Annotated in this window: 25 protein-coding genes and 1 riboswitch; of the genes, 6 read left to right on the top strand and 19 right to left on the bottom strand. The window is 61.0% G+C overall.

All coding sequences use genetic code 11. From position 1 onward, the window contains the following. Positions 1-170: 170 nt before the first annotated feature. The gene (locus AB5Z05_RS08145; protein ID WP_040066712.1) at positions 171-1,568 is read left to right on the top strand and encodes a nucleobase:cation symporter-2 family protein; all 1,398 of its coding nucleotides are present in this window, start codon (positions 171-173) and stop codon (positions 1,566-1,568) included. Positions 1,569-1,670: 102 nt separating this feature from the next. Further along, entirely contained in the window at positions 1,671-2,387 is a 717-nt protein-coding gene (locus AB5Z05_RS08140; RefSeq protein WP_368150969.1) for a protein ligase, read from the top strand. Between the two features lie 114 nt (positions 2,388-2,501). Here the strand turns inward: AB5Z05_RS08140 and AB5Z05_RS08135 are convergent, their stop codons facing one another. After that, positions 2,502-3,878, bottom strand: a complete 1,377-nt coding sequence (locus AB5Z05_RS08135; protein ID WP_005338391.1) for a sodium:alanine symporter family protein — start codon at positions 3,876-3,878, stop codon at positions 2,502-2,504. Between the two features lie 107 nt (positions 3,879-3,985). Next, positions 3,986-4,101, bottom strand: a riboswitch (glycine riboswitch). 507 nt (positions 4,102-4,608) lie between these two features. Here AB5Z05_RS08135 and AB5Z05_RS08130 point away from each other — a divergent pair. Beyond that, positions 4,609-5,775, top strand: coding sequence for a type III PLP-dependent enzyme (locus AB5Z05_RS08130; protein ID WP_058056704.1), 1,167 nt, complete (start codon positions 4,609-4,611; stop codon positions 5,773-5,775). An 88-nt stretch (positions 5,776-5,863) separates the two neighbouring features. Here AB5Z05_RS08130 and AB5Z05_RS08125 read toward each other — a convergent pair whose 3' ends face one another. Beyond that, positions 5,864-6,832, bottom strand: coding sequence for a calcium/sodium antiporter (locus AB5Z05_RS08125; RefSeq protein ID WP_058056705.1), 969 nt, complete (start codon positions 6,830-6,832; stop codon positions 5,864-5,866). Between the two features lie 126 nt (positions 6,833-6,958). Beyond that, positions 6,959-7,432, bottom strand: coding sequence for a peroxiredoxin (locus AB5Z05_RS08120; protein ID WP_368150967.1), 474 nt, complete (start codon positions 7,430-7,432; stop codon positions 6,959-6,961). Between the two features lie 155 nt (positions 7,433-7,587). Here AB5Z05_RS08120 and AB5Z05_RS08115 point away from each other — a divergent pair, with 155 nt between their 5' ends. Then, a complete protein-coding gene (locus tag AB5Z05_RS08115) occupies positions 7,588-8,514 on the top strand; it encodes a phenylacetate--CoA ligase family protein (RefSeq protein WP_058056707.1) in 927 nt (308 codons plus the stop codon). Between the two features lie 83 nt (positions 8,515-8,597). Here the strand turns inward: AB5Z05_RS08115 and yfcD are convergent, their stop codons facing one another. Continuing rightward, on the bottom strand, positions 8,598-9,080 hold the full coding sequence (gene yfcD, locus AB5Z05_RS08110) for an NUDIX hydrolase YfcD (protein WP_252412620.1): 483 nt from the start codon (positions 9,078-9,080) through the stop codon (positions 8,598-8,600). 203 nt (positions 9,081-9,283) lie between these two features. On the opposite strand from yfcD, the gene AB5Z05_RS08105 reads away from it, so the two are divergent. Continuing rightward, positions 9,284-9,502 (top strand): DUF1107 family protein, encoded by a 219-nt coding sequence (locus tag AB5Z05_RS08105; protein WP_181269073.1) that lies wholly within the window; start codon positions 9,284-9,286, stop codon positions 9,500-9,502. A 52-nt stretch (positions 9,503-9,554) separates the two neighbouring features. Here AB5Z05_RS08105 and AB5Z05_RS08100 read toward each other — a convergent pair whose 3' ends face one another. The 12 genes from AB5Z05_RS08100 to AB5Z05_RS08045 form a co-directional block, all read right to left on the bottom strand. After that, the gene (locus AB5Z05_RS08100) at positions 9,555-9,869 is read right to left on the bottom strand and encodes a DUF2845 domain-containing protein (protein ID WP_033135134.1); all 315 of its coding nucleotides are present in this window, start codon (positions 9,867-9,869) and stop codon (positions 9,555-9,557) included. Positions 9,870-10,057: 188 nt separating this feature from the next. Further along, the gene (locus AB5Z05_RS08095; RefSeq protein WP_005338405.1) at positions 10,058-10,669 is read right to left on the bottom strand and encodes an FKBP-type peptidyl-prolyl cis-trans isomerase; all 612 of its coding nucleotides are present in this window, start codon (positions 10,667-10,669) and stop codon (positions 10,058-10,060) included. Between the two features lie 150 nt (positions 10,670-10,819). Further along, on the bottom strand, positions 10,820-11,545 hold the full coding sequence (locus tag AB5Z05_RS08090; protein WP_368150964.1) for a copper homeostasis protein CutC: 726 nt from the start codon (positions 11,543-11,545) through the stop codon (positions 10,820-10,822). Between the two features lie 41 nt (positions 11,546-11,586). Beyond that, a complete protein-coding gene (locus tag AB5Z05_RS08085) occupies positions 11,587-12,489 on the bottom strand; it encodes an ROK family protein (protein ID WP_005343908.1) in 903 nt (300 codons plus the stop codon). A gap of 108 nt (positions 12,490-12,597) precedes the next feature. Next, positions 12,598-13,104, bottom strand: coding sequence for an N-acetyltransferase family protein (locus tag AB5Z05_RS08080; protein ID WP_368150962.1), 507 nt, complete (start codon positions 13,102-13,104; stop codon positions 12,598-12,600). Next, entirely contained in the window at positions 13,092-13,898 is an 807-nt protein-coding gene (locus AB5Z05_RS08075; RefSeq protein WP_005338409.1) for a M48 family metallopeptidase, read from the bottom strand. The genes AB5Z05_RS08080 and AB5Z05_RS08075 overlap by 13 nt, the downstream gene beginning before the upstream one ends. Positions 13,899-14,079: 181 nt before the next feature. Further along, the gene (locus tag AB5Z05_RS08070; RefSeq protein ID WP_005338411.1) at positions 14,080-15,054 is read right to left on the bottom strand and encodes a PstS family phosphate ABC transporter substrate-binding protein; all 975 of its coding nucleotides are present in this window, start codon (positions 15,052-15,054) and stop codon (positions 14,080-14,082) included. 178 nt (positions 15,055-15,232) lie between these two features. After that, a complete protein-coding gene (gene phoR / locus AB5Z05_RS08065; RefSeq protein ID WP_058056712.1) occupies positions 15,233-16,528 on the bottom strand; it encodes a phosphate regulon sensor histidine kinase PhoR in 1,296 nt (431 codons plus the stop codon). Positions 16,529-16,536: 8 nt separating this feature from the next. Further along, positions 16,537-17,226 carry a phosphate regulon transcriptional regulator PhoB gene (gene phoB, locus AB5Z05_RS08060; protein WP_005338414.1) on the bottom strand — a complete coding sequence of 230 codons (690 nt, stop codon included), beginning with the start codon at positions 17,224-17,226 and terminating at the stop codon, positions 16,537-16,539. A gap of 101 nt (positions 17,227-17,327) precedes the next feature. After that, entirely contained in the window at positions 17,328-17,738 is a 411-nt protein-coding gene (locus tag AB5Z05_RS08055) for a VOC family protein (protein ID WP_162511757.1), read from the bottom strand. 63 nt (positions 17,739-17,801) lie between these two features. After that, positions 17,802-19,082 (bottom strand): GGDEF domain-containing protein, encoded by a 1,281-nt coding sequence (locus tag AB5Z05_RS08050; RefSeq protein ID WP_368150959.1) that lies wholly within the window; start codon positions 19,080-19,082, stop codon positions 17,802-17,804. A gap of 148 nt (positions 19,083-19,230) precedes the next feature. Then, positions 19,231-20,034, bottom strand: a complete 804-nt coding sequence (locus AB5Z05_RS08045) for an AraC family transcriptional regulator (RefSeq protein ID WP_368150958.1) — start codon at positions 20,032-20,034, stop codon at positions 19,231-19,233. A 233-nt stretch (positions 20,035-20,267) separates the two neighbouring features. Here AB5Z05_RS08045 and AB5Z05_RS08040 point away from each other — a divergent pair, with 233 nt between their 5' ends. Beyond that, positions 20,268-21,167, top strand: coding sequence for a DMT family transporter (locus AB5Z05_RS08040; protein WP_368150956.1), 900 nt, complete (start codon positions 20,268-20,270; stop codon positions 21,165-21,167). Between the two features lie 81 nt (positions 21,168-21,248). Here the strand turns inward: AB5Z05_RS08040 and AB5Z05_RS08035 are convergent, their stop codons facing one another. From AB5Z05_RS08035 to AB5Z05_RS08025, 3 genes are read right to left on the bottom strand one after another with little or no spacing between them, the layout of a single operon-like run. Next, positions 21,249-21,944, bottom strand: a complete 696-nt coding sequence (locus AB5Z05_RS08035) for a response regulator (RefSeq protein WP_005338420.1) — start codon at positions 21,942-21,944, stop codon at positions 21,249-21,251. Between the two features lie 3 nt (positions 21,945-21,947). Further along, a complete protein-coding gene (locus AB5Z05_RS08030; protein ID WP_368150954.1) occupies positions 21,948-23,516 on the bottom strand; it encodes an ATP-binding protein in 1,569 nt (522 codons plus the stop codon). 17 nt (positions 23,517-23,533) lie between these two features. Next, complete coding sequence (locus AB5Z05_RS08025; protein ID WP_368150952.1) at positions 23,534-25,084, bottom strand: NAD-dependent malic enzyme; 1,551 nt, start codon at positions 25,082-25,084, stop codon at positions 23,534-23,536. Positions 25,085-25,100: the final 16 nt, after the last annotated feature.

The raw sequence follows: 25,100 nt of genomic DNA, 5'->3' as shown, positions 1-25,100 counted from the left end.
AAAAAGGAGATGTCGATCACACAAACCGACAGATGATAATCTCAGCGCGAAAACGTTTCAACCCATCAAAAAATAAACCTTTTTTTGCATAATTAGCGCTGGTCAGCCTCATTTCAATCACTACAATAGCGCCCAATTTTCTCCCCCTCCCCACACAATTCGAGGTACTTATGGAACAGGCTGCTGTCACACGCGCCAATCGAGAGGCACATCCACCCAGGCGAGCCCATAGCGAACTGGTCTATGGCATAGAGGATGTCCCGCCTCTGCCCCAGACGCTGTTCGCCGCCCTGCAGCATATGCTCGCCATGTTTGTCGCCATCATTACCCCGCCCCTGATTATCGCCAATGCCCTCGGCCTCCCTGCCGCCGACACCCGTTATATCGTCTCCATGTCGCTGGTCATGTCCGGCATCGCCTCCTTCATTCAAACCCGCCGCTTCGGCCCCATCGGTTCCGGCCTGCTCTCGGTACAGGGCACCAGCTTCAACTTCCTCGGCCCCATCATCGCCTCCGGTCTCGCCCTCAAACAGGCCGCCATGCCCACCGAGGATCTGTTGGGCACATTGTTTGGCACCATGATGGTTGCCGCACTCACTATCGTGGTGATGAGCCGCTTCCTCCATCTGGTGAAACGGATCATCACCCCGCTGGTGACCGGCATAGTGGTGCTGCTGATCGGTCTGACCCTGATCAAAGTGGGCCTGATCAGCATGGGCGGCGGTTATGCAGCCCTCTCTGATGGCAGCTTCGCCAGTCACACCAACCTCTTCCTCTCCCTGCTGGTGCTCGGCCTTATCGTGTTGCTGCAACGCAGTCGCAATCCCTGGTTGCGCCTCTCCGCCATCATGATCGCCATGCTGGCGGGCTATGCCGTGGCGCTGCTGCTGGGCAAAGTGAGCGCCCCCACCTTCGACGGTCCGCTGGTGATGGTGCCCATTCCGCTCCACTACGGCCTAGGCTTTGACTGGCAGTTGTTCGTGCCGCTCGCCATCATCTTCGTGGTGACGGCACTCGAAGCGATCGGCGACATGACCGCCACCTCGGATATCTCCGGCGAGCCACTGGAAGGGCCTGTCTATATGGAGCGGATCAAAGGCGGCGTGCTGGCTGATGGTGCCAACTCCATGCTGGCGGCGGTTTTCTCCACCTTCCCCATGTCCACCTTCGCCCAGAATAACGGCGTCATTCAGCTGACCGGCGTCGCCAGCCGTCACGTCGGTCTCTTTATCGCCGCCATGCTGGCCCTGCTCGGCCTGTTCCCGGCTGTCGCGAGTCTGGTGCAACAGATCCCCGAGCCCGTGCTGGGCGGAGCTACCATCGTCATGTTTGGCACCATCGCCGCCGCCGGGGTGCGCATCATTGCCCGCGAGGAGCTGGATCGCCGCGCCCTGATGATCCTGGCAGTGTCGCTGGCCATGGGGCTGGGGGTCGCGCAGGTGCCGGAAGTGCTGCAACACCTGCCGGAGCTGGCCAAGAGCGTGCTCTCCTACGGCGTCGCCACTGGTGGCATCACCGCCATCGTGCTCAACCTGCTGCTGCCCAAGCGCGAAGCGCGCCACTCCTGAGACGTAATCAACCGATAGCAGACTCAAGCCCCGCACTGCGGGGCTTTACCTTGCCAGTCGCCACGGGTAGTGTGCTGGGCAGCCTTTTTTGAGGATGCCGCCATGCCCTATCGCCTGCTCTCTCCCCTCCCCGATACCGCTTCACCCGCACAGATACTGGCGCAAGAGCAGCACTGGCTGCGCGACTGTGCCCATGACGGCCAGCCCCGCGCTCACCTGTGGCAGGCGCCCCAATGCCTGATTGTCACTCGCAAAGATACCCGCCTCCCCCGTTACGAAGCCGCCTGCAAACAGCTGGCAGACGAAGGCTGGCCGGTGCATGTGCGCGACAGCGGCGGTACCGCCGTGCCCCACGGGGCGGGGATCCTCAACCTATCCCTGCTGCTGCCCCGCACCACCACAGATCTCGCCCACTACTACCGGCTGCTGGGGGCGCCGCTGCTGACCCTGTTGGCGGAGTACGGCCTTGAGGGAAGCTATGACTTCGTGCCCGGATCCTTTTGCGATGGTCAGTACAATCTGGTGATCGGGGGACGCAAGATCACCGGTACCGCCCAGCGCTGGCTGGCGCCGGGGCAGGATCACCAGGGCGCCGTGCTGGCACAAGCCATGCTGCTGGTGGCGGGTGATGTGGATGAGGGAACCAGGATGGCGAGCCGCTTCTACGAGCTGGCGGGCGGCGAGCTGCGTTTTATGGCGAGAACCTCCACCACGCTGGCAAGCTGCATCGATTGGCGCGGTAGCGATCAGGCACTGGTGGATAAGGTGCGAGCACGTCTGGATAGCCTGCTGAGCGAGGGGCTATCCCCCTCATTTTGACCTTATCCCGAAGGGAGAGGGAAAGTCCCCATCCAGAGACACGGCGCACAAAAAAGCCACGACCGGAGTCGTGGCTTGTTCTGTTCAAGGGGAGCGTGAAACGGGCTGAGGCGTTCAGGCCGTCTGCGGCTCCGGCTCGGCTTCGCTATCCAGATCCCGGCTAAAGTAGGCGCGGGTCTCGGCGATCACCACATGGCGCAGGCCAATCAGGCCGATGAGGTTGGGCACCGCCATCAGGCCGTTAACGATATCGGCCAGCAGCCAAATCATGTCCAGATGGAGGAAAGCACCGCTCGCTACCAGCGCCAGATAGACCAGACGATAGGGCTTGATCGCCTTCACCCCGAACAGATACTCGGTGCAGCGCTCGCCGTAGTAGTTCCAGCCAAGGATGGTGGTAAAGGCGAAGAACAGCAGGCCAATGCTCACCAGATACTGGCCAACATGGGCATCGAGCCCCTGGGCAAAGGCAAGACTGGTCATGGCCGCGCCGCTTGCATCGCCGCTCCACACGCCGGTCACCACCAGGGTCAGGCCGGTCATGGTGCAGATGATGATGGTGTCGATGAAGGTACCGGTCATGGAGACCAGCCCCTGCTCCACGCACGAATCGGTCTTGGCCGCCGCCGCTGCGATGGGCGCCGAGCCCAACCCTGACTCGTTGGAGAAGACCCCGCGCGCTACCCCGGACTGAATGGCCAGCATGATGCTGGCGCCGACGAAGCCGCCGGTCGCCGCATGGCCGGTGAAGGCACTCTCGATAACCAGCATGACGGCATCGGGCAAGGCGCTGGCATTGTTCACCAGCACGCCCAGACAGGCGACGATGTAGAAGATGGCCATGAAGGGCACCACCTTGCTCGATACGCTGGAGATGGACTTGATCCCTCCCAGGGTCACCAGCGCCACGATCAGGGTCAGCACCACGGCGGTCGCTTCACGGGGCACCGAGAAGGAGAGGCTCATGGCGTCTGAGATAGCATTGACCTGCGGGAAGGTACCGATACCGAAGAAAGCCACGCCGATGCCGAACAGGGCAAACAACTTGGCGAGCGGCTTGGAGCCGAGCCCCTTCTCCAGATAATACATGGGACCGCCCGCCATCTGGCCGTTGGCATCCTGCTCGCGATACTTCACCGCCAGCAGGCACTCGGCGTATTTGGTAGCCATGCCGAACAGCGCCGCCATCCACATCCAGAACAGGGCACCCGGGCCCCCCAGCTTGATGGCGGTAGCCACCCCGACGATGTTGCCGGTACCAATGGTGGCAGAGAGGGCGGTACAGAGGGCGCCGAAGCTGGAGACATCCCCCTGCTTGCCCTGCCCCTGATCGCGACCAAAAACCAGCCGCAGAGCGAGCGGCAAGCGCACGACCTGAAGCAGACCCAGACGCAGGGTGAGATAGATACCGGTCCCGACCAGCAGGATCAGCAGGGGCGGGCCCCAGATAAAGCTATCGATGGCGGTTAACGCCGATTGAATTGATGACATGCATCCTCCTTAAGAAACAGAAATTAAGGAGGAGAAGGATGATCTTCCCATAGGTGTCGCGATCGGCCAGAGGCGATCGGATGCGGGCCAAGCCCAGGTACAACCATCCCATCCCCTCTGTCCTTTTGCCTGAGAGTTTCCGGCGCCAGCCTGCCCTTGCGGGTAGTCATGGTGCCTTGCTCCTTCGGCGCCCGATTTAACGGGTCTCTCCAGAGTATCGTCCAGTAGCAGTCCACACCGGTTGCCCGGTACCTGAAAGATTCACTTCTTCGGTGGATGGTTGCCCATCGCTCTCCTGCTACCTTCATCCGAACTAGTTTGGATTAGGAAGTCGGCATGTTAATCCAAAAAATGTGAGCTGTCTCGCACTTGGCCGCCCCCATTTATATTTTTTTAGTGACCACCAGAATCGCAGCAAGAATGTTAAATGTTAGTTAACTATCAACAAGTTAGGCTCTCACGGATCAAATGTGGCCCAAACGGGAAAAATGGCGGATAGAGAACAGTGATCCCTCTCGTTTCGCCAAGAAAATCTTGCCGACATATCCAATCAAAATGCTTGCACACAGAATCAATAAGCCGATAATCCGCTGCATAACCAAGCACTTTGTCATCAATTTATGCACTGTGTTCGGTTGGTCCCACCGGACCGCTCGCCTGACCCGGCCGTCGCCGGTTCAATCGCATATGGCTTGGGCATATCACGCCCCCTAAGGACTTTCAAAAGAGAATGAACGACGCCCTGGTTGCAAAAGATGTGGTCGCACAAGATTACCGTCAGCTGGTTGAACAATTCGGCTCCCCCCTGCTGCTGCTCGACAAGGCAGCCGTCCGCAAACAGTATCGGGCCCTGGCCGCCGCCCTGCCCGATGTACGATTGCACTATGCACTCAAACCCCTGCCCCATGAGGCGGTGGTCTCTGTCTTGAAGGAAGAGGGGGCCTGTTTCGATCTGGCCACCAATGGCGAAGTGGATCTGGTGCGCAGTCAGGGGGTTCGCCCGGGACGTTGCATTCATACCCATCCCATCAAGCGCGACAGCGATATCCGTTACGCGCTGGAGTTCGGCTGCACTGTGTTTGTCTATGACAACCCGCTGGAGCTGGAGAAGTTCATTCCCTACAAGGACGAAGTGAAACTGCTGCTGCGGGTCAGCTTCCCCAACCCCGAGACCAAGGTCGATCTCTCCAAGAAGTTCGGCTGCACTCCGGAGCAGGCGCTGCCGCTGCTGCAACTGGCCCACGCCAAGGGGATCAAGGTGATGGGGCTGTCGTTCCACGTTGGCTCCCAGGTACCTCATGCCCGTCGCCATGTGCAGGCCATCGACGCCTGCCGCGAGATCATGGAGCAGGCCTGGGCGCTCGGGCTCAAGCCCTGGGTGCTGGATATCGGCGGCGGTTTCCCGGTGGATTATGAAGGGGGCGAGTTCGATATCGACGGCTTCTGCGCCCCGATCCGCGAAGCGCTGGCCAAGTTGCCCGCCACGGTGCAGAAGATTGCCGAACCGGGCCGCTTTATCAGCGCACCGGCCATGACTTCGGTTTCCAGCGTGATGGGCAAGGCCCACCGTGGCGACAAGATCTGGTACTACCTGGATGACGGTCTCTACGGCAGCTACAACGGCCAGCTCTATGACCACGTCACCTATCCGGTGAGCACGCCTTATGCCAGTGGCGAGCAACACAACTCGGTGCTCTCCGGCCCCACCTGCGACAGCGTGGATGTCATCCGCGATGGCATCATGCTGCCGGACCTGGCTATCGGCGAGTTGGTGGTTGGCAAGGTGATGGGCGCCTACACCTGGGCCTCGGCCTCCACCTTCAACTTTTTCCCCAAGGCCAGCATCCTCATTCTGGACAGCAGCCAGAAGGGGCAGAAGCTGGTGGCAGTAGCCTGAGCACACCGCTCGCTCGCCAACAGGTTCACTGGGCAAAAACAAGAGGGGGAAGCTTGAGCTTCCCCCTCTCTCATTTCACCAACACCTATCAGATAAACTGACTGGTCAGCAGCCAGCCGGTGTAGGCGACGAAGCAGGTGAGCAGCACGCCCCCCTCCAGCCGGTTGATGCGGCCCTGCCCCTTGCGGCCCAGACACATCACCAGCAGCAGCAGGGTCAGCCCCATCATGATGCTCCAGTCACGGGTGAGCACCTCCGGCGCCACATCGAGCGGGTGGATGCCCGCCGCAATCCCCACCACCGCCAGGGTGTTGAACAGGTTGGAGCCGAGCACGTTGCCAAGGGCCAGATCATGCTCGTTCTTGCGAATGGCGATCAGCGACGAGGCTAGCTCCGGCAGAGAGGTCCCTACCGCGACTATGGTGAGACCAATCACCAGATCGCTGATACCAAGCGCCTGAGCGATGGTCACCGCCCCCCAGACCAGCAGGCGGGAAGCACCGATCAGCAGCACCAGCCCGACCACCAGCCAGAAGATAGCGCTCTTGAGGGACATCCCCTCGCTCTCGATATCCTCGGCGGTCTCGGTATCCAGCGCATCTCCCTTGCCACTCATGCCAGCCCAGATGGACCAGCCCATCAGGGCAACGAAGACGGCCCCCAGAATGACCGCATCCATCCGGCCCAGATGACCATCGATCAGCAGGGCGCCGGAGAGCAGGGTAATACCAAGCAGGATCGGGATCTCCTTGCGCACTACCTGAGAGGCCACCGCGATAGGGCTGATCAGTGCCGTCAGACCCAGGATCAGCGCGATATTGGTGATGTTGGAGCCATAGGCATTACCAAGCGCCAACCCGGGATTGCCCTGGGATGCCGCCAGTGCCGAGACCACCATCTCCGGAGCCGAGGTACCAAAACCGATGATCACCATGCCGATCAGCAGCGGCGGCATCCCCGCATAACGGGCGGTGGCGGCAGCGCCATCGACAAACTTGTCTGCACTCCAGACCAGCAGCGCCAGTCCGGCAATCAGGGCAACAAAAGCCAGGGTCATAGGATCTTCATCTCTTGTTATCTGCAACGAAGCGCCAGCCCAAACGGGCAGGCACCATGGGAAAGTGGCGCCAGTGTAGCTGTGCCACCTCCCATTTCAAGGGGAAATCAAACCGTGATTAACATTTCACAGTGCAGCCAGCAGGCTCGCGGCATCGGAGACCTCGAACTTGCCCGGCTCCTCCAAAAACAGCTGCTCGACCACACCATCGTTGGCGATCAACGCAAAGCGCTGAGCGCGGATGCCGCCAAAGGCGCCGGTATCCTTGGCCAGATCCATCGCCCGGGTCCAGCTGCCGTCGCCATCCGCCAGCATGGTGATCGCCTCGGCATTCTGGGCCGTCTGCCAGGCCCGCATCACGAAGGCGTCGTTGACCGACAGACAACAGATGGCATCCACCCCTTTGGCCATAAACTGATCGGCCAGCACCACATAGCCGGGCAGATGAGAATTGGAGCAGGTGGGAGTAAAGGCGCCGGGTACCGCAAACAGCACCACTTTTTTACCGGCGAACAGCGTCTTGCTATCCCGCAGCTGCTTGCCCTCGGCGGTGATAAAGGTAAATTCGCCCGCAGGCAGGGGTTGTCCTACAGCAATCATGATTTCTCGTCCTGAGTCGTGATGGGAAGTCGCCAGTTTATCCCAGAGTGACGATGCCGCCTAACAGTGGCTCTGAGCCTGACCATGGATAGCGGCAGGCATTTTCCCCTTGGGCAGACTACTCTTGAGCTGGTTTCACGGCGCCAGGAGGCCCCATGCAACACTATTACGATGGTCTGGAAATTCGTCCCCCCGCCATGCGCGAACAGCAGCAACTGGACCAGCTCAATCATCAGCTTACCCATGTCAGTCAATATTGCGCCGGTTACTCCAGCGCCTATCGCCAGTGCCGCCTCGAGGATCTGGCAGAGCTGGCCACCCTGCCACTGCTCGACAGCAAAGAGCTCTTTGCCGCCCAGCAAGCTCATCCCCCCTTTGCCGGTCTCACCGGCCGTCCGGCCAGTCAGGCGCTGCGGGTCTTCTCCTGTCCGGGCCAGCTGGCCATCCCCGAATATGCAGGGGCAGACTGGTGGGGCGCCGCCCGAGCACTTTTTGCCGCCGGCTTCAAGGCGGGGGAAGTAATGCTCAACGGCCACGACTATCATGCTGGCCCCACCGCCTTTATCTTCGATAACGGCGCCCGCCAGCTGGGGGCTCCCGTGGTACCCTGCGGCCCCCACGATACCCAGCGCCAGCTGGAAGCACTGCTGCGCTATCAACCCACCGGCTACGTCGGTCCGCTGGTGACCCTGCTCGACCTGCTGGAAGCGGCCGAGGCAGCGGAGATCCCGAGCGACTCGCTGCGCCGCGCCCTATTGTGCGAAGCCACCCATCCTGAAACCGCACCGCTGCGCGCCATTCACGGCATTGCGGCCCTCAACTGTCTGGTATGGCAGGATGTGGGGGTGGTGGCCTACGAGAGTCAGCCCGGTCAGGGCTTTATCGTCAACGAGAGCTGCATCGTCGAGATCATCGATCCCGCCAGCGGCAATCCTGTGAGTGGCGACGAGACCGGCCAGCTGGTGGTGACCCGGCTCGATCTGGAGTATCCGCTGCTGCGGCTAGCCACCGACTGGCAAGGTCACTGGCTCGCCAAGCCGAGCGCTTGCGGGCGCACCAACCGACGCCTCAAGCTGGTGTAGCAGACCAACTAAATGCACAAAGGCAGACGGGCAGCCATCAGGCTGCCCGTCTTGTCTCTGGAGAAGAGAATATATGAAGTTGGTCAGCGCCTTGCCTGCCAGGTGGCGATGGCGAGCAGGGAGTCGGGGGTAAATTCGCTGGCACGCTCGGCGATCTCGGCCAGGCTCATCCAGTGCACCGCGCTCACCTCTTCGGCCTGCAACTGCAGCGGCCCCTGATAGTGGCAACTGAAGAGGCCACCCCAGACCCGGTAGCCCTCCCCTTCTGCATAAAAGCTGCCAAAGCCCTGCAGAGGAACATCCATAATCCCCAGCTCCTCGGCCAGCTCGCGGCGGGCGGAGCGCTCCATCTCCTCACCGGTGGTGACCACGCCACCGGCGCAGGCATCCAGCATGCCGGGGCAGAAATCCTTGCTGAGGGTGCGTCGCTGCACCAGGATCCGATCCGCGTCGTCGAGCACCAGAATATAGCTGGCGCGATGGCAGAGATTCTCCCGCCGCACCTTGGCTCGCTCGGCCACGCCAATCACCCGGTTATCCTCGTCCACCACATCAACCCATTCCACGCACAGGCCCTTTTATTTGTTCCATTCAAGCCCGCAGTATATCGGTGCAGTGGTTTGCCATGGCACAACTTTTTCGATGACGCCGTCAATTTGCCGAGCCCACAGGCAAAATAAGGATTCATGCAAATCTTTATAAACCGTCATATCAATGTCATCGACCGACACCATAGTGTGCCCTGTCCAGGCAATCAGGGAACCGTGTGATGAAGGTATTCAAGCAGTTATCCCCACGGCAGATCGCTCGCTACATAAAGAGCTTTCATCGAGGCTATTTTGCCATCGAGTCGCTGGGGACATTTGAATTCAACGCGGGCAGGATCAGCCTCCATGGCCTGACCTGCCGCCAGCGGCTAAGACTGGCTCGCCAGATCAATCTGGCGGTCAGACAACTTGGTCACCGCGACCCCTTGCCGGGCATGTGAGTCAAAGGGTCTTGCCCTACTGTCTGTTGTGCATCCATGCTTTGCCCGCCGGCTACTCGCCGCGCGGGCCGTTTTCGATATCGGTAATGATGCCGTTGCGCACCGTCACAAAACGCATGAACTCGTTCTTGCCGAAGTTGTAGGTCCAGCGTTCACCATATTTGACCTGCACCATGTTGCCAAACTGGTTCTCCTCGTTGCGGTTGAGCTCTTCACGCAACATCGGCTCACCGCACTTGAGCAGCATCTCGGCGGTGGTGTCTCCCTCGGTGATCAGGGCGTTCTTGCAGCGCATGGCATCAGCACTGGCCGGAATGCTCAGCAGCAACAGGGCCAGCCCCGCTACTTTCTTCATCTTCTTGCTCATCGGGTTCTCCTTATCCTCTCTAATGAGCCGCAGTATGCCTGTTCCCGTTTCTGAAAAAACCAGTAAAAAGCGCAAAAGTGCCGCCCTTTTCTGCTCTCCAGCCTGCTGGTCGCGACAAATGCTGTCTATCACATAGCCCAAAAACAAACGGCGACCCGAGGGTCGCCGTTTGCATCAAGCCAGCAGGATCACAGGATGTCCAGCAGCTCGACTTCAAATACCAGTGCAGAGTAAGGCGGGATGGAGCCCGCGCCACGGGCACCGTAAGCCAGATCGTGGGGGATGTAGAGCTTCCACTTGGAACCAACCGGCATCAGCTGCAGCGCTTCAACCCAGCCAGCAATCACGCCGGTCACCGGGAATTCAGCCGGCTGGCCGCGAGCAACAGAGCTGTCGAATACGCCACCGTGGGTGAAGGTACCGTGGTAGTGCACACGCACGGACTGACCGGCTACCGGAACGGCACCGTTGCCTTCTACCAGCACTTCGTACTGCAGACCGGAGTCGGTCACCTTCACTTCAGCGCGCTTGGCGTTGTCAGCCAGGAAGGCTTCGCCGTCAGCAGCGGCGGCCTTGGCGGCGGCTTCCTGCTCTTCTTGCATACGCGCAGTGATCACCTGGAAGGCATCATTGATATCGTCACGGCTGACCGCGAACTCCAGACCATTCAGGGCATCTGCCAGACCTTGTTGCAGGGCCGGGATATCCAGACCGGCGAAGGCTTGCTGCGCCAGCTGATCACCCATGTTGCGGCCGATGCCATAGCTGGCCTTCTGTTCGATAGAGTCGTATTGGGACATTGAGATGTTGCTCCAGATCCATGTAGTAAAGAGGCGGGATAATATCAGACTTTTGGCCGGGGTGCTGCCGGGGGTGCCCCTGATTTCCCCGTCAGTGGGAGGAACTTCACACAAGATGCGGATGAACGCCGCCCAACGGCGGCGATCTGCTTAACCGCGATCCAGCAAGGCTCTGACCGCAGCCACCTTGGCGCCATCGGTGATATTGACCCGACCATCATCCGAAGTGCCCATATTCACTCCGTGCGGCACCATGCCACCGCGCCAGCCCATGCCGGACATATGCACTTCGCTCACTCCGGTGAACTCGATGATGGTACGCACGTTGTCGGCATTGACCCCGGCCCCCGGCATCAGGCTGGCACGCCCCCCCAGCGCCTGCTGCATCTCCTGCAGGGTTTCCAACCCAGCCAACGCAGTCGGCGCATGGCCCGAGCTTAAAATGCGCTCGCAACCGGCCGCGACTATGGTCTCCAGATCGAGGCGCCAGTCGGAGGAGAGGTCGATGGCGCGATGGAAGGTGACCCCCAACGGCCCTGCTGCATCCACCAGCTGTTTGAGCTTGGCGGCAGGGACCCGTCCCTCCTCATCCAGCAAACCGACCACCACCCCTTGCAACCCCGCAGAGCGGGCCGCCGCGATATCTTGCAGCATCATCTCGAACTCGCCGTCATTGAAGCAAAAATCCCCGGCACGCGGGCGGATCATGGCATAAACCGGCACGCTGGCGTGGCGGGCTGCCTGCTGCATAAAACCGTAGGAGGGGGTCAGGCCCCCCAGACCCAGCGCAGAGCAGAGCTCGATGCGATCCGCCCCGGATTGCTGGGCGGTGAACAGGGATTCCAGGTTGTCGATACAGATTTCAAGACGGGTCATGAGGACTCCTTTTTCGGGGAGATCAGACCCCACATCTGATCTCATAGATTGAGCAAGGCTGCGCCGCGCACACCACCGGCACCGCCGAAGCGGGCCTGGCGGATCTCGGGCAGGGCGACCCCGGGCAGCAAGTGACCGGGCAGACGCAGCGGCAGCTGTTCATAGAGGGCGGGCAGGCCGCTCAGGCCGCCCCCCAACACCACCACCTCGGGATCAATCACCGAAATGGCGGTGGCAAGCCCGGCGGCCATGATCTCCAACCAGCAGTCGACCGTCTCGACCGCATGGGGTTCATGGGCCTCGAAGCGTCCCACAATCTGGTGACCCGTGGCGCGCTGGCCATGGAAATGGTGATAGAGACGCTCCAGACCGGTGCCTGAAGCATAGGTTTCAAAACAGACCAGACGACCGCAACCGCAACGGGGACGGGGCAACTCGGGGTACTTCATCAGCATGGTCGCGGGCAAGGGGTAGTGACCAATCTCGCCAGCCAGCCAGTTGCGCCCCTGAATAAGCTTGCCCGCCAGATAGACGGCACCGCCGATGCCGGTGCCGATGGTGACGCCGAGCGCACTGCCGGCGCCGTCGGCTGCCCCTTGATGCACTTCGGACCAGAGGAAGCAGTTGGCGTCGTTATCTACCTTGACCGGCCGCTCCAGCAGCTCGGCCAGATCGGCGCCCAGATGGCGACCATTGATGGAGGGCAGATTAGCCGCCACTATGCTGTGATCCTGGCTGTTGATGACACCGGGGAAACCGATACCGACCGAGCCCCGTGCGCCGAAGCGGGCATCCGCCTGCTCGACCCGGGAGCGGATCAGCTGCTGCAACCCCTCGTAATCGTTGCCCGGGGTGCTCATGCGCTCCTCGTGGCAGAGGTTCAATGCACCGTCATAGACCGCGAAGGCGATCTTGGTGCCACCGATATCAAAGCCGTAATACATGCCAGCACTCCCTTGTCAGCCCGTGTTTATCCAACTCTGTTTCAAGGGGGACATTGTATTAATTCGCAAAAAAAATAAAGTGACCGAAGGCGAAAAACGGGAGAGTGATCAGAGCAAACGGCTCATTTGTCGCTGCAGGCAGGGCTGCCCGAGGCTTATCAGGGTGCGCTCCTCACCATCAAAGACGAAGCCGCGGCGCAGGTAGAACCCCTCGCCGATGTGGTTGCCATCGAGCAGCCACAATTTGACGCTATGGCAACCGGCGCGGCGCATCTGCATCGCCACCGCCTGCCACAGCCGTTTGCCATAGCCTTGTCGCCAATGGTCGGGATGGAGGTAAAAAGCGCGGATCAGGGCATGGTACTGTCCCGCTTGCTGCTGTGGTTGCCAGTAGAGCAGGCCAATCACCACCTCATCGAGACAAAGCAGCATGGGCCTTGGGCCCGGCTCGGCCAGACGGCTCTGCCAAATCTGCAGATGGGCGGTGACATCGAGCTGCTCCAGCAGGTCAGCACCGAGCACCTGGCCATAGGCAGCGAGCCAGCTGGCTCGCTGCATCACCGTCATGGCAGCAGCATCGTCGCTGCGCGCCATACGCAGGCTTATGCCTTGCATTGGGGCACCAGACCGTTGGCGCGGGCCTGCTCATAGAGCGGCAGCACTTGCGCCTGTTGCGCCTGCAACTCGGCGATCCGGTTCTCGTTGCTCGGGTGGGTGGAGAGCAGTTGCGGCGGGGTGTTGCCACCGGCGGCGGCACTCATGTTTTGCCACAGGGGGATCGCCTCGGCCGGATTGAACCCGGCGCGCGCCATCAGCTCAAGCCCCAGCCGATCCGCTTCGCTCTCCTGAGTACGGCCATAGGGCAGCATCACCCCCACCTCGACCCCGAGGCCAAGGGCGGCCATGGTGGCGCCGCGATACTCGCTGGTGCCCATGGCAATGTCCGCAGCCGCCAGACCGATCCCCGCCAGCTGGCTGCGCGAGAGTCGCTCGTTGGAGTGCTGGGCCAGCACGTGAGTCAGCTCGTGGCCGATGACGGTCGCCAGCTGATCCTGATTCTTGGCCACCTTGAGCAGGCCGCTGTAGACCCCGATCTTGCCGCCGGGCAGGGCGAAGGCGTTGACCTGTTTGGAGTCAAACACCACCACTTCCCAGTTGGTGATGCCATAGCTGGCCGGCACCTGGGCGGTCACCGCCTTGGCGACACAGGAGACATAGGCGTTGAGTTTGGCATCCTTGCTCACCTTCTCCTGCTTCTTCATCTGCTCGAAGGAGTCGGCTCCCAGCTGGTTCATCTGCTGGGGAGAGTAGAGCAGCATCTGGCTGCGACCGGTCGGCGACTGGGCGCAGGCGACCAGCAGGGAACTACAGAGGGCTACCATGCCAAACTTGGTGAGGGACGCAATCATGAAGGGATCCTTTGCCATAACGTTGCCCTATTCTCGGAAATGCCGCCCTGCTGCGCAAGGGAGCCAGCCCCCGGCTGGCGGAAAAATATCCATCCTGCGCTATTAACAAAACTGACAGCCGCCAAAAACAAAACGAGCCCGCTTGGGGCTCGTTTTATCAGGGCATGCTGACTGCAGGCAGTTACATGATACCCAGCTTTTTCAGGTCAGCCTGTACCACCTTGGCCGGCACCGGCACGTAGCCATCTTTGGCAACGATGTTCTGGCCTGCTTTGGAGAGCATCATCTTGACGAACTCTTGCTCCATCGGGGAGAGCGGCTTGTTCGGATGCTTGTTCACATAAACGTACAGGAAGCGTGACAGCGGATACTTGCCGGTGATGGCGTTATCGGAGGTCGCTTCGATGAAGGTCTTGCCATCTTTGGAGAGCGGTACTGCACGCACGCCGGAGGTGACATAACCGATACCGGAGTAGCCGATGCCGTTCAGGGAGGCAGAGACAGACTGCACCACGGAAGCAGAACCCGGCTGCTCGTTCACGCCGCTCTTGAAGTCGCCGTTACACAGGGCGTGCTCCTTGAAGTAACCGTAGGTACCGGATACGGAGTTGCGACCGAACAGTTGCAGATCCTTGCTGGACCAGTTGCCGTCCAGACCCAGATCAGACCACTTGGTGGCAGCCTTGGCTTCGCCGCACTTGAGGGTGCTGGAGAAGATGGCGTCAATCTGCGGCATGGTCAGCCCCTTGATGGGGTTGTCCTTGTTGACGAACACCGCCAGTGCATCGACTGCAACGCGGATGGCAGTCGGCTTGTAGCCGTAACGCTTCTCGAATGCTTCCTCTTCACCGGCCTTCATGGCACGGCTCATCGGACCGAACTGGGCAACACCTTCGGTCAGGGCAGTCGGGGCGGTAGAAGAACCGGCGGCCTGGATCTGCACGTTGACGTTGGGGTACAAACGCTTAAATTCTTCGGCCCACAGAGTCATCATGTTGGCCAGGGTGTCCGAGCCGACAGAGGACAGGTTGCCCGAAATGCCGCTGGTCGGTGTGTAATCCGGCAGATCTTTATCCACACCGGCAGCCAGGGCGCTGACAGAAAACAGGGTTGCTGCGGTGAATCCGATTACACCAGCCAGTTTGTTGAGTTTCATCCAATCTCTCCAAAGTTACAGAAGGTCCGTTCTTAAGACGGCGCCAGTATCTGACCTGGCAGTGACAAATTTATGGATTTAATGTGACACTTTAATGACATGGCGACAGATTTGAACAAATGAAAAGAGGGCCCGTTCAAAGGCCCTCTTTTTGCAGCTAACCCATTGCCATAAAAGACTATTTAATCACCACCATACGACTCGGGATGAGAAAGCTGAAGCGGCTGCCAAGGCCAACCCGGCTCTCGATATCGAGCTGGCAGTCATGATGACTGAGGGCATGCTTGACGATGGCAAGGCCCAAGCCTGAGCCGCCGGTGTGGCGCGAGCGTGCCTTGTCGACCCGATAGAACCGCTCGGTCAGCCGCGCCAGATGCTCGGGGGCAATCCCCTCCCCTTCATCGCTCACGGCAAACAGCGCCATCGCCCCCTGCTTGCGCCACTCCACAGTAATTTTTCGCCCCGCCGGGGTGTAGTGGATAGCGTTGTAGACCAGGTTGGAGACGGCACTGCGCAGCTGCTCCTGATCCCCGCGCACCAGCAGATTGGGCTGCACCACAAATTCAATCTGGTGGACCCGTTCGCCCGAGAGCGCCCGCGCCTCCTGCTCCAGCAGCCCCAGCATGGCAGGCATGTCCACCAGGTGGGAGAGATCCACGGTCGGGGCCGCCTCGATACGGGAGAGGGTGAGCAGCTGATTGACCAGATTATCCATCCGGATAGTCTGCTCCATCATCACCCGATGCGCCTTGGCCCACATGGCGGGCGGGGGCGGCTCCTCGGTCATCTCCAGATAACCCTTGAGCACGGTCAGCGGGGTACGCAGCTCGTGGGAGACGTTGGAAACGAAGTGCTTGCGGGTCTTCTCGAGACTGCGCAAGCGGGTGACATCGCGCACCACCAGCATCGCCTGATCCGAGGCGTAGGGCATGATGCGAAACTCGAGAAACTTCTCCTCGTTGACCGGGGAGTGCATCTCGAGGGGCTCGTCATATGCCCCCTTGCCCAGATAGGCGTTAAAGGCCGGATTGCGAATGAGGTTGCCGATATGCTGGCCGGCATCCTCCGGCCAGCGAAAACCGAGCAGTTGCTCCGCCAGCCGGTTGCACCAGAGGATGCTGCCATCGGTGCGAAACACCACGGCGGCATCTGGCAGCGCCTCGGCACCCTCCCGGAAGCGGCGGATCAGCCCCGCCAGCTCGCGGCGACGGGCGCGGTGGCGCTGCTGCAACTTGTAGATACCGTTGAAGATGTACTCCCAGCTACCATTGCCGCTGGGGGGCACCAGGCTGCGGTCGTGCCACAGCCAGTCAGAGAGCCGCTTCTGGAAGCGATAGTGCCAGCCCAGATGCAACACGGCCGCCACCAGCAGGCAGAGAGCAAGGTGATCAACCAACCAGCCAACCAATGCGAAGGGGGCGTAAAAAAACGCCATTCGCCACAACTGTCGCCGCCAGGCGTAAGGTTGCAACATAACTGCCTCTAGAGACGGGTTGAGAAGCGGTATCCGGCTCCACGCACCGTCTGGATCAATCTGTCGTGCCCTGTCTCTTCAATCGCCTTGCGCAGGCGACGAATATGCACATCCACGGTTCTGTCCTCGACGTACACATTGGTACCCCAGACATTATTGAGCAGCTGTTCACGGCTGTAGACCCGCTCGGGGTGAGTCATGAAGAAGTGAAGCAGCTTGAATTCGGTCGGCCCCATGTCGAGCGCCTTCTCTTCGGCACTGACCCGGTGGGAGACAGGATCGAGTTTCAGCCCCTGCACCTCGATCACCTCGTCTACCGAGGTGGGCGACACGCGGCGCATCACCGCATGGAGGCGAGCGGTCAGCTCCTTGGGCGAGAACGGCTTGGTGATATAGTCGTCGGCACCGGCCTCCAGACCACGCACCTTGTCCTCCTCTTCACCGCGGGCGGTGAGCATAACCACCGGGATCTGGCGCGTCACCTCATCCTGCTTGAGCTGCTTGATAAACTGGATGCCACTGCCGCCCGGCATCATCCAGTCGAGCACGATGAGTTCGGGGTAGGGTTCGCGCACCTTCGCCAGTCCATCGGCGTAATCTTCCGCTTCAATCGTCTCATATCCCTTCTGCTCCAACACGAAGCAGAGCATTTCGCGGATCGGTGCTTCGTCCTCGACCACCAGAATTCGCTTAGCCATTCCCTTCTCTCTCCTCTGTGAAGATGGGTGCGCCAATTATTAGAATTTTCTGTGACACTTTTATGACTTTATGACAGGCGGGATGATAAACGTTTTCAGATTCAGTTGGCAGCAGTACGTTGCAACAAGTCCCACCGGTTGCCGCTGATATCCTCAAATACCACCACGGTGCCATATGGTTCATCGCGGGGCTGTTCACAAAAATGAACACCGTACGCCTGCATGCGCTGGTAATCCCCCCAGAAATCAGTGGTCTCGAGGAACAGAAATACCCGGCCACCGCCCTGCTGGCCGATGGCGGCCTGCTGCTGCGCATTGGCCGCTTGTGCCAGCAGCAACGCGGAACCGGAGGCGCCTTTGGGGGCAACCCGCACCCAGCGCTTGCCCGGTTTGCCCGGTTCATCAAGAGGAGTGTCCTCCAGGAGCACAAAGCCAAGTCCCTCGGTAAAAAAGCGAATGGCCTGATCGTAATCAGCCACCAGCAGAGTCAGCGCCCCTATGTGTTGTGTCATAACTGCTTGCTCATGTTGAAAGCGATATTGGAATAAAGCATACGGCATCTCGACGCATCGCAGTCAGTGGCTCGCAACCCGGTTGCGACCCTGCGTCTTGGCCTGATAGAGCGCCTCGTCGGCACGTTTGAGCACCTGCTCCGGCGACTCACCCGCACGTTCAGCCACCCCGAACGAGGCGGTCACCCGCAATCCGGACGGCCAATGGATATCAGCCTCCAGGGTAGCGCGCAACCGCTCGGCCAGCGCACAGGCCCGCAGCTCATCGTAGTGAAGGCAGACCAGCACGAACTCCTCACCGCCCCAGCGCACCAGATGGCAGAGCGCATCACAATGGAGCAGGATCTCGCTGACCAGATGCTTGAGCACCTCATCACCCACCGGGTGACCGTGGATGTCGTTGATCTGTTTGAAGTGGTCAACGTCGATATAGATGAAGGAAAACGACAGATCAGCGATATCGGCCAACAGTCGCTCACCACCAAGCCGGTTGAAAGCACCGGTCAGTGGATCATAACAGGCCTCCTCACGGGTGCGGCGATTCTCTTCGCTCAGGGTACGGTTCAGCACCTCCACCTCAAGCTTGGCCTGATGGGCATGCAACAAACGCTGCTTCATGGCGAGGTGGTTAACCAGAAAGACTGCACAGCCATAGATAAACCAGACAAACAGGATCAACCGGTAGAAAAGGGTAGGCTCAAGCCAGTTGCCATGAAACTGCAGCTCCTCGATCACCACGCCATACTCACCCGGCGACATATATGAACCCGCAGCAATCTCGATGGCGTAGACCCGGCTCAGATCAGGCCCCTGTAACTGTAACGGCACCTTGTAGCGCTTGATCCACCAGGTTGCTGGGGTAAACACATCGAGAGGCACCTCGTGGACCTTGCCGTAATCGGCAGGACGAAAGATGATTTCGTTGAATTTGGATTGCAACGTGTCATCCATCTTGTCGAAAAGCGGATTGTAGTTGCGCAGGTAGAAACGCCAATCCTGCTCCTCACCACCCGTCACGCTCAAGCGGATATGGAGAGTATTAAATCGGGCAAGATTGATACCCTTTTCGCGCACGGTCAGGGTGAGAACCAGACCACAGCTGGGATAGCTGTCGGGGCTAGCAGTCAGTACACACTCTACGCCGGGATTACCATCGGCCGAGGGACGGTAACTCACCGCTCCCGGTGCCGCATCCTCCGCCTTCAACACGCTTACCGAGAGCGGCCACTCCTTGATATCAAGCACCCGTTCGGGACCAAACTCGAACAGCAGGATGGAGCAGCCAGTCAGCGCCAGCAAATACCAGAACAGCAACTCGGCAAAACGGGAACTGGAAGCGATCATGCTGACCCCATCGCGTAAATAGGAATACCCGTGCAACTGGAACAGGCGGTGGCACCGGATAGCACGCGATAACAAGCCACCATGATAACCCCGTGAATCACAAAAAACATGCCACTTATCAAGGAGTTCACCGCTCTCTGTCACGTTTTTAAAGCACAGTGCCAACCCGCATTGCCGACTGCTGGCGATAACGCTGGGGGGAGCAGCCCAGCTCCCGGTTGAACATGGCGATAAAGGCCGAGGTGGAGCCGTAACCAAGTCGCCAGCTGATCTCCTGAATGGGCATGTCCCCCTTGAGCCAGGCCAGCGCCTTGAGCAGCCGCAGCCGTGCCCGCCACTGACCGAAGCTCATCCCCAGCTCCCGCAGGCAGCGCCGCGCCAGGGTGCGCTCTGTGGTATGCAGTTGTCCGGCCCACTGGGCCAGAGTTCGGGGATCGGCAGGATCGCTGTGTAACGCCGCCAGCATGGGAGCCAGCAGCTTGTCCTGACTCATCGGCAGGTAGCTCTCCTGACAGCGGGTGCGCGCCAGTCGCTCCACCAGCAACTCGGCCTGACGCTGATCCCACTCATCCGCCATATGGCTCACCCGCCGTTCGCAAAAATCGCTCAGCAGGGCGCGAATAAGTGGGGTGAGCAGTAGCAATCTGGGCTCTGGCGGCAGCTTGGCCGCCAGCTCGTGGTTGACGTAGATGGAGGTGTAGTCGAGGGTCTGCTCGTTGTAGGAGGTGTGCTCGAGATCCGCCGGCACCCAGATAAGATAGTCGGCAGGGGCCACCAGTCGCTGCTCCCCCAGCTCTATCTCCATGATCCCCAGGCTGATCATGTTGAGCTGGCCCCAGGGGTGGGAGTGCAGCACGGTCGCGCTGTCGGCCAGCATCTGCTGGTAACTGAAATAGAGCGGATTGGGAGCGGGCAGAACGACATCTACCGGCTGAAAGTGGTGAGTGGCCATCAGCGCCCCTTGTCAGCGAGAGAGAGGAGCAGGCGTGATGCAACGCCCTGTTGGCTCGGTCTCCGGCACAGGCCAAAAGCAGCCATCAGTTGCGGGCAGACGCTGCCCGTATGGGCTGGAATAAGGTGCATCAGAAAGAGTTGTCTTTTCTGCTGGGTCATCTGTCTGTTTTACGCTACTTGATAATATAAAGACAAGGGTAGACTTGGCACCCTGTTAATAAGGAGCCTCTGATGCGAATCTTTTCCCCTCTTCTCTTTCCGCTGATGGCTGTGCTGATCTGGGCTACCAATACCGTGGTGTCCAAGGCGGCCGCCAGCGTGCTCGACCCCGCGGCTATCTCCTTCTATCGCTGGGTGATCGCCGCTCTGGCGCTGACCCCCTTCTGTCTGCCCACCCTCTGGCGGCGACGCAGTGAGGTTCGCCCCTGGCTCGGCAAGCTGCTGGTGCTGGCGGCGCTCGGTATGGTGCTCTACCAGTGTCTGGCCTATTACGCCGCCCACAGCACCTCGGCTACCAATATGGGGGTGATCGGCTCCCTGATTCCGCTGCTCACCCTGCTGCAAGGGGCGCTCTTCTTCGGCCAGCGTCCCGGCAAACAGGCACTGCTCGGCATGAGTATCTCCCTGTTCGGAGTGCTCTGGCTGCTTGGCAAGGGCGAACCGCTCGCACTGCTCCATAACGGCATCAACCCGGGGGATGGCATGATGCTGCTGGGGTCCGCCAGCTACGCCCTTTACGGCCTCTTGATCCGCCGCTGGCAACTGCCGTTTGGCCCTTGGCTCAACCTCTACATGCAGATCCTGCTGGCGTTACTGCTGCTGGTGCCGCTCGCTCTCAGCGCAGACTCGATGGCGGTGCCAGCCGAAGGATGGGGACTGGTGCTCTTCGCCGGGCTTGCCTCCTCCCTGCTGGCGGCTTACTGCTGGATGCGCGGCCTCGCCTGCATGGGCGCCGAGCGCACCTCGGTCTTTATGAACCTGATGCCGCTCTGTACGGCGCTGATCGCCGTCGTCGGCCTGGGCGAGCCGATCCATGGCTACCACCTGCTGGGTGGCGGACTGATCCTGGGCGGGGTGATGACCTCCCAGCTGAAAAAGCGTGTCCCACTGCCGGAACACAATGCGGCCTGACGGGCAACATGCAAAAAGCAACAAGGGAGCCGCTGGCTCCCTTGTTCATTTCTATCGTGTTCTAGCGACGGTGAACCGACTTCACCCCGCCCGGCGCCAGCGGTAGCGCCGCTCCGGCCGCCCCCGCTGGCCATAGTTGAGATCCACATCCACCCGATCTTCCGACTCCAGATACTCCAGATAGCGGCGCGCCGTGGTGCGGCTGAGGGAGAGCCGCAGCGCCACCGTGTCGGTGGAAAAGACGTTCTCCGGCTCGCCCGCCAGCAGATCCAGCACCTGACGCAGGGTGATGCTGTCGATCCCCTTGGGAGTGACGCGCATCTCCTTAATCTGGGAGCGCCCCCCCTTGCCCAGCAACTTGTCGAGATCTTCCTGCTCCAGCCGACCCCGCTCGCACAGACGGCTGTGCAGTTGCAGGATCTCGTCCAGACTCTGCTGGATGCGAAACAGCCGCAATGGTTTGATGACGTAGTCATGAACCCCCAGATTGAGGGCCTGCTGGATGGTCTCCACATCCCGCGAGGCAGTCACCATGATGACGTAGGCTTCGCGGTTGTGGCTACGCAGGCGGCTCACCCACTCAAGGCCGGAGCCATCGGGCAGGGAGACATCCACCAGCAGCAGTTGGGGCACCACACCGGCCATCATGGCATCGGCCTGGGCCAGGGTGCCGGCCCGCCCCAGCAGGGAGAAACCGGGGGTCGCCGCCACCAGTTCTGACAAGATGGCACCGATCCGATCGTCATCTTCAATAACAAGCGTGATTATTGGGTCCATGGCTCACATTAATTGGTTTTTATTCAAGTAGATACCAAACAGGGTGGTCTGCTCGGCGGTTCGCCGCCATTCTATCACACCCTCGTGCCGACCCACGGTCTCCTTGACCAGGAACAGACCCACCCCGTGATCGCCGCTCTGGCGACTCACCCCGTAATCGAACAGGTGATCGGCCAGCTCCTCATCGACCCCCTCGCCGCTATCCTCCACCTCGATCACCAGCCGCCGCCCCACATCGCACAGGGACAGCAGCACCCGCGGCGGTCGCTGCTGGCGGTTGCGCCAGGCCGCCTGCAGGCTGTTGTCCAGCAGGTTGCCAATGAGGGTGATGAGATCGGCCGAAACCGAGGCCGGATACTCCGCCAGCGCCGAATCGGGATCGAGCTCCAGGGTCACCCCCAGCTCGCGGGCCCGGCTGAACTTGCCGAGAATCAGCCCCGCCACCGGCTTGTTGTCGATCAGCCGCAGCAGCTCCTGCAGCATGGTCTGGCACGCTTCGTTCTCCTGCTGGATCAGCTCCACCGCCTGATCCACATGGCCCAGCTGCAACAGGCCGGAGAGGCTGCTCAGCTTATTGGCAAACTCGTGGCTCTGCATCCGCAGCATCTCGGCATACTGGCGCAGATGGGTCACCTGTACCCCCAGACTGGCGGCCACCTCCGGACGGCTGAAGATCAGCAGCCGCCCCGGTGCCTTGCCCTGCACCGCCTGCCAGCGGCCGACGAAGGACTCCCCCTGAATGGTGAAGCTCACTTCCCCCCCCTCCTGCTCCAGACAGGGGGCAAGGGGTGGCACCAGCTCCGCCAGCGACTGCCCCTGCAGGGCGTGGCGCCCGGTGACCGGCAGCCGCAGCTGATAGCTGGCGGTGCTGTTGATCATGTTGATGTTGCCGCGGCCATCGAGGGCAATCACCCCTTCGGTGATGTGCTCCAGCACCAGATCCTGCAGGGTGAAGCGGCGCACGATCGCCTCCGGCTCCAGATCGAGCAGGGTCTTGCGCAGCAGGTATTGCACCCAGAGTGCCAACAGCAGACCGCACCCCAGCACCGCCACAATGGCGCAGACGAGCAGGGCTACCCGCTCCATGTAGATGCCCTCCACCTGCTGCATCAGGTAGCCCACCACCACGGCCCCCATGACGCGCCCATCACCGCCCACCACCGGGGAGAAGCAGCGGATCGCCGGCCCCATGGTGCCCCGATCCTTGGAGCAGTAGCTGCGCCGCTCCTGCAGCGCAGGCCAGATATCCTCACCACGGAACTTCTGTCCCACCAGCTCGGGGTTGGGGTGGCTGAGACGACGGCCATGTTCGTCGGTCACCACCATATAGGTGGCATCGGTGCGGTTGCAGACCGCCTCCATGTAGTCGCGCAGGGTAGGGTCACTGCCCTGACGCAGGGCCTCGACCACCCGGGTGTCCGCCGCCATGACCCGTGCCAGATCGCTCCCCTTATCCTGCAGATTGCTCTCCAGCAGATGACGGATAAAGAGGGCCAGCAAGCTGCCAAGAATGAGGATCAGCAGCAGGGAGAGCCCGAGAGAGAGGGTGACCAGCTGATGGCGAAGTTTCATGCACATACCTTAAATCGTCAGGACGCAGCCCAATAGTGCGGATGCCACCAGGTCTGGTCAATCAAAGGTGCAGGATCACCGGAAAAATCGGCTAGGCCCTCCTCGCGGGCACAGAGCGCGACCGCTCTGGCCACGGCGCGGGCCACCTCTCCGACCTGTTCAATCGGGGGCAGCAGTCGGCCCGCCACCAGCGGATAGGCGCCGACCGCCCGCACCGCGGCCAGCAACATGCAGTCGCTGATGCGGCGTGCCTTGACGGCGCAGGCCCCGAGGCCAATGCCCGGGAAGACATAGACGTTGTTGCACTGGGAGACAACCCGCCGCTCACCGGCCACCGTCACCGGCGCAAACGGGCTGCCGGTCGCCAACAGGGCGCGGCCACCCGTGGCCGCCCACACCTGCTCGGGCGTCGCTTCGGCGCTGCGGGTCGGGTTGGAGAGCGGCAGGATCACCGGCTGCTCGCACACCTCCCCCATCGCCTGCAACACCTCGCCAGTAAAGAGGCCGCCCTGACCGCTCACCCCGATCAGCACAGCCGGGCGCACCTGGCGGATGGTCTCCAGCAGCGAACTACTCCCCTCCTCCACGGATCGAGCAAACGGCTGCTGGGCGCGGGTCAGTGCAGGACGATCGGCACAGACCACCCCGTCCTGATCAAACAGCCAGACCCCCTCACTGCCGCCCGCCAGCTGGGCCAGCATGGCGGCGATGCCGCAACCGGCAGAACCGGCGCCGACGATCAGCACAGGAGCATCGCACAAGGCGGTGCCCACCTGCTGCAGACCGGCCAGCACACAGGCGGAGGCGACTGCCGCCGTACCCTGAATATCGTCGTTGAACATGCAGAGCTCGTCGCGATAACGGGTCAGCAAGTTGGCGGCATGCTTGCCGGCAAAGTCTTCAAACTGCAGCACCACCTGTGGCCAGCGCTTGCGAATGGCGGCCACCACCTTGTCCATGAAGTGGTAGTAGCTCTCGCCGTCGATGCGCGGGGATTGCCAGCCGAGGTAGGAGTCATCCTCCAGCAGCTCGGGGTTGTTGGTGCCCACATCGACACAGAGCGGCAGGGTGCGCGCCGGATTGATGCCGCCAGCAGCGGAGTAGAGCGCCAGCTTGCCGATACAGATCCCCATGCCGCCGATACCGAGATCGCCAAGCCCCAGCACCCGCTCGCCATCGGAGATGACGATCACGTCTACCTCCTGCTCCACCGACTCGAGGATGTCGTCGAGATCGTCCCTGTCATGCCAGGAGAGATAGAGACCGTGGCTGCGCAGATAGAGGTCACTGTGGCGCTGGCACGCCTCCCCCACCACCGGGGTGTAGATGATCGGCAGCAGCTCCGGCAGGTGGTGGCGCACCAGATCGTAGAAGAGCACCGGGTTGTCCTCCTGCAGTTGGCGCAGCAGCAGATGCTGGTCAAACGGACTCTGCATGGCGCTGACCAACCGGTAGATCCGGCGCCGCTGCTGGGAGAGGGACTCCTCCTTGTGGGGCATACGCCCCCGCACGCCCTGACGCTTGCGCTCAGCATAGGGCAGGCTGGTGCCCATCATGATGTCGTTCATCTTGTTTGTTCCTCAA

This window comes from Aeromonas sp. R2-4, assembly GCF_040908365.1.
Classification (GTDB): Bacteria; Pseudomonadota; Gammaproteobacteria; order Enterobacterales; family Aeromonadaceae; genus Aeromonas; species Aeromonas veronii.
This window is presented reverse-complemented; position numbering and strand designations above follow the sequence as displayed.

Bases quoted from the DNA above. Each gene is read 5' to 3' on its own strand.
- AB5Z05_RS08025 (WP_368150952.1), bottom strand. From the start codon at position 25,084: ATGAACGACATCATGATGGGCACCAGCCTGCCCTATGCTGAGCGCAAG.
- AB5Z05_RS08075 (WP_005338409.1), bottom strand. From the start codon at position 13,898: ATGATTGCGTCCCTCACCAAGTTTGGCATGGTAGCCCTCTGTAGTTCC.
- AB5Z05_RS08100 (WP_033135134.1), bottom strand. From the start codon at position 9,869: ATGAGCAAGAAGATGAAGAAAGTAGCGGGGCTGGCCCTGTTGCTGCTG.
- AB5Z05_RS08140 (WP_368150969.1), top strand. From the start codon at position 1,671: ATGCCCTATCGCCTGCTCTCTCCCCTCCCCGATACCGCTTCACCCGCA.
- AB5Z05_RS08035 (WP_005338420.1), bottom strand. From the start codon at position 21,944: ATGGACCCAATAATCACGCTTGTTATTGAAGATGACGATCGGATCGGT.
- phoR (WP_058056712.1), bottom strand. From the start codon at position 16,528: ATGTTGCAACCTTACGCCTGGCGGCGACAGTTGTGGCGAATGGCGTTT.
- AB5Z05_RS08085 (WP_005343908.1), bottom strand. From the start codon at position 12,489: ATGTATTACGGCTTTGATATCGGTGGCACCAAGATCGCCTTCGCGGTC.
- AB5Z05_RS08120 (WP_368150967.1), bottom strand. From the start codon at position 7,432: ATGATTGCTGTAGGACAACCCCTGCCTGCGGGCGAATTTACCTTTATC.
- AB5Z05_RS08125 (WP_058056705.1), bottom strand. From the start codon at position 6,832: ATGACCCTGGCTTTTGTTGCCCTGATTGCCGGACTGGCGCTGCTGGTC.
- AB5Z05_RS08045 (WP_368150958.1), bottom strand. From the start codon at position 20,034: ATGGCCACTCACCACTTTCAGCCGGTAGATGTCGTTCTGCCCGCTCCC.
- AB5Z05_RS08115 (WP_058056707.1), top strand. From the start codon at position 7,588: ATGCAACACTATTACGATGGTCTGGAAATTCGTCCCCCCGCCATGCGC.
- AB5Z05_RS08145 (WP_040066712.1), top strand. From the start codon at position 171: ATGGAACAGGCTGCTGTCACACGCGCCAATCGAGAGGCACATCCACCC.
- AB5Z05_RS08040 (WP_368150956.1), top strand. From the start codon at position 20,268: ATGCGAATCTTTTCCCCTCTTCTCTTTCCGCTGATGGCTGTGCTGATC.
- AB5Z05_RS08105 (WP_181269073.1), top strand. From the start codon at position 9,284: ATGAAGGTATTCAAGCAGTTATCCCCACGGCAGATCGCTCGCTACATA.
- AB5Z05_RS08135 (WP_005338391.1), bottom strand. From the start codon at position 3,878: ATGTCATCAATTCAATCGGCGTTAACCGCCATCGATAGCTTTATCTGG.
- AB5Z05_RS08070 (WP_005338411.1), bottom strand. From the start codon at position 15,054: ATGAAACTCAACAAACTGGCTGGTGTAATCGGATTCACCGCAGCAACC.
- AB5Z05_RS08055 (WP_162511757.1), bottom strand. From the start codon at position 17,738: ATGACACAACACATAGGGGCGCTGACTCTGCTGGTGGCTGATTACGAT.
- AB5Z05_RS08095 (WP_005338405.1), bottom strand. From the start codon at position 10,669: ATGTCCCAATACGACTCTATCGAACAGAAGGCCAGCTATGGCATCGGC.
- AB5Z05_RS08030 (WP_368150954.1), bottom strand. From the start codon at position 23,516: ATGAAACTTCGCCATCAGCTGGTCACCCTCTCTCTCGGGCTCTCCCTG.
- AB5Z05_RS08090 (WP_368150964.1), bottom strand. From the start codon at position 11,545: ATGACCCGTCTTGAAATCTGTATCGACAACCTGGAATCCCTGTTCACC.
- AB5Z05_RS08050 (WP_368150959.1), bottom strand. From the start codon at position 19,082: ATGATCGCTTCCAGTTCCCGTTTTGCCGAGTTGCTGTTCTGGTATTTG.
- phoB (WP_005338414.1), bottom strand. From the start codon at position 17,226: ATGGCTAAGCGAATTCTGGTGGTCGAGGACGAAGCACCGATCCGCGAA.
- AB5Z05_RS08130 (WP_058056704.1), top strand. From the start codon at position 4,609: ATGAACGACGCCCTGGTTGCAAAAGATGTGGTCGCACAAGATTACCGT.
- AB5Z05_RS08080 (WP_368150962.1), bottom strand. From the start codon at position 13,104: ATGCAAGGCATAAGCCTGCGTATGGCGCGCAGCGACGATGCTGCTGCC.